Consider the following 5,653-nt stretch of genomic DNA (forward strand, 5'->3'; position numbering starts at 1 on the left):
AGAGCCGGATTTCCGGCTCTGCCCATTTCACTTTCTACGCCGACTGAAAAAAATCTCAGGCACATATCCCCCTATTGAGAATGGAAACAATCGTTCTCAATTGTCAATTTAAACTCAGGAACTCCCATGAATCAGCATATATCTCTCACGCTCTGCAATACCGTTGGCGCAACGTTAAGCATTGTGGCGTTTTATTCGGCCGTCAAAGTTAAGGCTGTGACCGAGTTAAACCAGGCACTTAAAATCCGACCTATGCTCGTCCCAGCTGGCGCCAGCGACACTTCACGCAGCTACAATCGTACCTGCATCTATTTCTCTATCGCGCTTGCCGCTTATATCGTGATCGCCATCGGCAATGATGTCGAAGTCGATATGGATCTGGCGATGACCTCCCTCGTTATCTTGTTTGCCGTCACCCTCGCCAGGGTATGGTTCTTGCGTAGGTTGCTTGGCAAACCATGTGCCTGAGAAAAACCCGCATGACCTGGCGAGAGCGCGCACAGGACCTGCATCGACGCATCGCCAAATCGCACGCCCCGGACAACATCAAATTTGCTGCTTGGGACGCACAACAATGCTTCGTGAAAGCACAAGAAATGCGTCGTCAGTATCATCGCGCCGCGGTGAAGGAAGAAGGCACTTTGCGCGAAGCAGCCAGGCTGCATCGCCAAGGCGCCGCACTCTTCAGCATCGTCACGGCTTGGACAAGACAATAAAGCTGTCGAAATTCAGGCACAACATTTCCCACGTAACACCACAATCATTACAAGGAGTCCAATTGGGATCAAATAATTCACCTCTCGAAAGCCTCGCCGCATTTGCCATCGTCTTTGCGCTGGGCGTTCTGTCCACTGCAAGCTTGGGCGCATACATCACGAAAATGAAGAGCAAGGCAAATCATGCTGTTCGACGGATTTAAAAAGGAATATGACCGCATGCCCTGTACTTGCCCGCAATGCCAATCCGAACGGATCAACACCTACAACTACGCCAAACGAACATGTGGCGCTGTCGGCACAGTCGCTGGTGCTGTGGCCGGTGCTGCTGGCTGTATCAGTGGTGCTGAAATTGGCGCCATGGCCGGATTCATTGCTGGTCCTGCAGGTGCGGCTGTCGGTGGCATTGCTGGCGCAGTCGTCGCAGGACTGTTGGGCGGAGCCGCCGGCTGTGCCGCAGGCGTCAAACTCGGCGAAGTGGTCGATGAGCACGTGCTGAATAACTACTATTGCCTGCAATGCGGATATACCTTCAGCAGCAATTCCAGCTCTCCGGAAGATGAGCAACACCGGGGATACACCTATCAGCAGGATAATTCACCTGACTTCGACCAGGAGCAAGATCACGACCAACAACCGGATTCGCCTAACCATCCTGCGCTACCTGCATATCCGTAACTCCTAGCAGTTTCCCCGCCTTACCTTTAATCCATCCCACGCGCTGGACTGTCTTGCTGCTTTACACAGCGGCATCGTCACGTGCATACCAAACGAAAGAAAATATCCAATGGCACACCTCCTCGAACAAATGGCTTACGTCAATGCCACGCCATGGCACGGCCTTGGCAATCGCCTCACTGCAAAGCAACCCCTGGAAGTCTGGGCCAAACAAGCCGGCATGGCCTTCAATATTCTGGAAACACCGGTGCGCTATATGTCGGAATCTGCCGGCGCCCTAGGCGCCATCATGTCCTTCCCCGATCAAAAGGTGCTGTATCGCTCCGACACCAAAGCGCCGTTGTCGGTCGTCTCCAATCGCTACCAGGTCGTGCAACCCTGTGAGATTCTGGAGTTTTACCGCGATCTGACCGAGATTTCCGGCTTCGAGCTGGAAACGGCTGGCGTCCTCAAATTCGGCAGGAAGATCTGGGCACTGGCCAAGACCGGCCAGTCGGCCACCTTGAAAGGCAATGACACCATCAACGGCTATCTGCTGCTGGCAACCGCGTGCGACGGGACGCTTGCTACAACGGCGCAATTCACCAGCATCCGCGTGGTCTGCAATAACACCTTGGCCGTCGCCCTCGCCAATGGCAGCGGTGCCGTCAAGGTGCCGCACAGCACCAGCTTTGATCCGCAAGCCGTCAAGAAGCAATTAGGTATATCGGTCTCGGCATGGGACGCCTTCCTGTATCGCATGAAAACCCTGTCCGAACGCAAGGTCAAATCGCACGAAGCCATGAACTACTTCCTGCGTGTTTTCACTGATCCGGCCACCACGGCCACCGGCCTCAGCAACGAACGCGCCATGAAGAAAGTACAGGCCCTGTATGACGGCCAAGGCAAAGGCTCGGAATTCACGTCCTCCAAAGGCACAGCATTTGGCTTGCTCAATGCTGTCACCGAGTACGTGGATCATGAGCGCCGGGCAAGAAGTACGGAGCATCGCCTGGACGCCGCATGGTTCGGGCAAGGAGCCACGCTGAAACAAAAGGCACTCGATCAAGCATTGCTGATGGCTGCTTAAGGCCTTCCCACAATCGTCATAAACGCCCGGTCGAGTTTCCACTCACCGGGCTTTTTCTATTGAAGGATCTAATATGGGCATCGTAGAAAGAGTTGATGCAATCAGGACCGGTCGTCCTGCCTTGAAACTGGTTAAAACCAATGTTCTGAGCCGAGATGCTTGGCTCACTGTACGCAAGGGCGGGATCGGCAGCAGCGACGCCGGCGCAGCAGTAGGCTTGAATCCATATCAATCACAACTGGAACTTTGGATGGTCAAGACAGGCAGGGACGGTAATTTGCCTAAGATCGATCCCAACGATGAAACGAGTCCGATGTACTGGGGGACGTTGCTGCAACCCATTGTCGCGGCCCACTACACCCGACGCACTGGCCATCGCGTCCGCAAGATCAACGCCGTACTACAACATCCCGATATTCCCTGGATGCTGGCGAACATCGACCGCGAGGTGATGGGCATCGCCGATGTACAGATTCTTGAATGTAAAACCGCTGGCGAATTTGGTGCTCGCTTATGGCGAGACGGCGTACCGGAATATGTCCAGTTGCAGGTACAACACCAATTGGCGGTCACGAACAAGGCCGCTGCCGATGTCTGTGTCCTGGTCTGCGGGCAAGAGATCCGGATCTATCGGATCGAACGGGATGATGCTTTGATTGCCCGCCTCATCGAATTAGAGCAGCGATTCTGGCACTACGTCGAAACCGACACCCCGCCGCCAGTAGACGGCAGTGACTCTGCTGATGTCGCATTACGGTGCCTGTATCCCCACGATTCCGGCAACACGCTCGATCTGACTCGCGATAGTGCCATGTCTGCTGCATTTGCCTACCTGCTCACCATACGGGATGAGATTGCCAACCGCGCCAAGATCGCGGAAGAGCTGAAGCAACGTATCCAGCAACGCATGGGTGACGCGAGCAGGGCCTTGTTTGAAATCGGTGACGTGAGCTGGAAACGCAGCAAGGATGGTCTTGGGATCGATATCGAAGCACTCCTGACAGACCAGCCCGATCTCGTCCAACGCTATCCCCTCGTGAAACCCGGCAGTCGCCGGTTCCTCATCAACACGTAATCCCCTTGTAGTTCAACCGGAGTCAGTCGCCCCAACGCTAGGGGCTGTTTGTGCTGCCTGCCCCTAGCGGAAACCGGGGCGGGCTTTGCTATTTTAAGGATAAATCAATGATTAAAGGACTCGCCATCACGCCGCCGATACTCGGGCGCATTTCCATCGGCAAGATAGTAGAAAAAAACGGCAAGCGATTGCCGGAGAAGGATGACCAATTCACGATCACGACGCAAGTGCAGAGCAAGGACGGATGGATTGCCCATCCCTACGATGAGGCATTACGCAAGACGCAGGACAATCACAAGATCCGTTCCATCCCCATCCGGTTGCTTTTCAACGAACCGGATCTCAATCTGCGTGCCGAATACTGCCTATTCGACCGCCAGAACGGCAGGCCCCTTTGCACCGGCAATGGAGAGACTTGTAGACGCTACACGGCATCGGGAATGGCGACACTTCCCTGCCCTTCGCCTGATAGCTGCGAGCTTGCCAAGGCTGGCTGCAAGCCTTACGGTCGCTTGAATGTTCGCATCGGTGAGGAAGAAGACGACCTGGGCACCTTCATCTTCAGGACAACCGGTTTTAACAGCATTCGTACCCTGGCGGCACGGCTTAGCTATTACCAGGCAGTATCCGGCAACTTGCTTGCGTGTCTGCCATTGGAGTTGCGGCTACGGGCCAAGAGCACCACTATGAGCCACCGTACTCCTATCTACTACGCCGACATTTCAGCTCGGGAAGGACAAATTCTGGAGGGGGCCATCGTTAAAGCCAAGGATATCTACGAACGGCGCTTGATGACCGGCTATGACCAGGATGCGCTTGATGCAGCCGGCAAGCACGGGCTTACCAATGGTGCGTTCGAGGACAGCGAAGAAGAAATTCCTGAGATCGTGGAAGAGTTCTTCCCTGAAGCTGGCGGCAGTAACAGCAGCAATAACGTCACGGATACTGCCATCAAGGCCAAGCCTAACCTCAAGGAGAAGTTAGATAGAAGGTTTAACAGTCACCATGCTCCAATTCTTACTGAAGGGAACTAGCGCTTCCTATTGATAGAACGATCATCGACTCATCCTTGAATTCTTCGTTACGATCTGCGAGGTCGACCGTCTTGCACGGAAGATTGAGCAGATCAAATCGCCATTTAAATTTGTAATAAAGCAATATTTTCTTTACCATAGTCAAAATATAAATAAATCTCGTTTTCTTTATACTGAGATTAAATTTTTTCACTGAATATTGAGCCAATTGATTTTTAACAAACATTAATCCGAGAAACACTTTGATTTAATCATGCAGCGTAAGAGCCATCGACTCTTTCTCGCTACATCGCCAGAATTTCAACGAATATTTGCGTAACGCACATGGAAAACAAATGACAGCAGAATCTTCTTCACCGCCCCAGAAATGGAAACGCCTCAAAACAGTTGTGCGAAGTGCCGCAGCAGCGATTGAGTCCGAGCCAAAACACCTCGTATCGTTAAAACCATTGGCCGAAGAAGCTCTGGAACTTCTAGCTGGTAAGCCCTCTCTAGAAGCCCTAGAAGAAATTGACTATTTGATGCAACGAATTGAGGACTTTGTCGCCAAGTGGCGCCCAAGTCCCAATCCAAGTCCCGGAATATTTTATGTTCAACCTGGCTGGGCATCTAGCACTGACAAAGACGCCCAAGAAGCACATCGCATAGTGCAGGAATTGCGCGCATGCAAATTCGATGCTACTGATGATGAACCAACCGAAGGAACTATGAAAATATTCGTAAGCCACAGCAGTACAGATAAGCAGATTGCGGAAGCCTTTGTCATTTTTCTCCGCGCTGCCCTCCCGCTAGCTGCCAAGGATATTCGCTGCACCAGCGTCGATGGCTATAAGCTTCCTGCCGGCACACATTCGGATGAGCAGTTGAGACAGGAAGTATTTGATGCTCAGGCCTTCCTGGCGCTTCTAAGCCCGACAAGCATTCAGTCCATCTATGTCATGTTTGAATTGGGCGTGACCTTACCCCTCCAGAGTATCCCAATGTAAAGTTAGTGACTGTGCTGATGGAGAGCTAGTCATGAAGAAATCGAGATTTACGGAAGAGCAGATTATTGGGATCTTGAAGGAAGCGGATGCCGGGA

Annotated in this window: 7 protein-coding genes; all 7 read left to right on the top strand. The window is 52.7% G+C overall.

The annotated features are described in order from the left end of the window. The first annotated feature begins 126 nt into the window (after positions 1–126). The 7 genes from KHU33_RS24985 to KHU33_RS25015 all read left to right on the top strand — a co-directional run bounded on the left by KHU33_RS24985 (position 127) and on the right by KHU33_RS25015 (position 5,558). Complete coding sequence (locus tag KHU33_RS24985) at positions 127–468, top strand: hypothetical protein (RefSeq protein ID WP_211468073.1); 342 nt, start codon at positions 127–129, stop codon at positions 466–468. 11 nt (positions 469–479) lie between these two features. Beyond that, positions 480–716, top strand: a complete 237-nt coding sequence (locus tag KHU33_RS24990) for a hypothetical protein (protein WP_211468075.1) — start codon at positions 480–482, stop codon at positions 714–716. Between the two features lie 183 nt (positions 717–899). Then, complete coding sequence (locus KHU33_RS24995) at positions 900–1,394, top strand: hypothetical protein (protein ID WP_211468077.1); 495 nt, start codon at positions 900–902, stop codon at positions 1,392–1,394. Between the two features lie 109 nt (positions 1,395–1,503). Further along, positions 1,504–2,463 (top strand): DUF932 domain-containing protein, encoded by a 960-nt coding sequence (locus KHU33_RS25000; protein WP_211468080.1) that lies wholly within the window; start codon positions 1,504–1,506, stop codon positions 2,461–2,463. Between the two features lie 73 nt (positions 2,464–2,536). After that, on the top strand, positions 2,537–3,538 hold the full coding sequence (locus tag KHU33_RS25005) for a YqaJ viral recombinase family nuclease (RefSeq protein ID WP_211468082.1): 1,002 nt from the start codon (positions 2,537–2,539) through the stop codon (positions 3,536–3,538). Positions 3,539–3,645: 107 nt separating this feature from the next. Continuing rightward, positions 3,646–4,572, top strand: coding sequence for a recombination directionality factor (locus KHU33_RS25010; RefSeq protein ID WP_211468084.1), 927 nt, complete (start codon positions 3,646–3,648; stop codon positions 4,570–4,572). Positions 4,573–4,907: 335 nt separating this feature from the next. After that, a complete protein-coding gene (locus tag KHU33_RS25015) occupies positions 4,908–5,558 on the top strand; it encodes a toll/interleukin-1 receptor domain-containing protein (RefSeq protein WP_211468086.1) in 651 nt (216 codons plus the stop codon). Positions 5,559–5,653: the final 95 nt, after the last annotated feature.

Origin of the sequence: Collimonas silvisoli (genome assembly GCF_018305005.1) — a bacterium.
In the GTDB taxonomy this organism is placed as follows: Bacteria; Pseudomonadota; Gammaproteobacteria; order Burkholderiales; family Burkholderiaceae_D; genus Collimonas; species Collimonas silvisoli.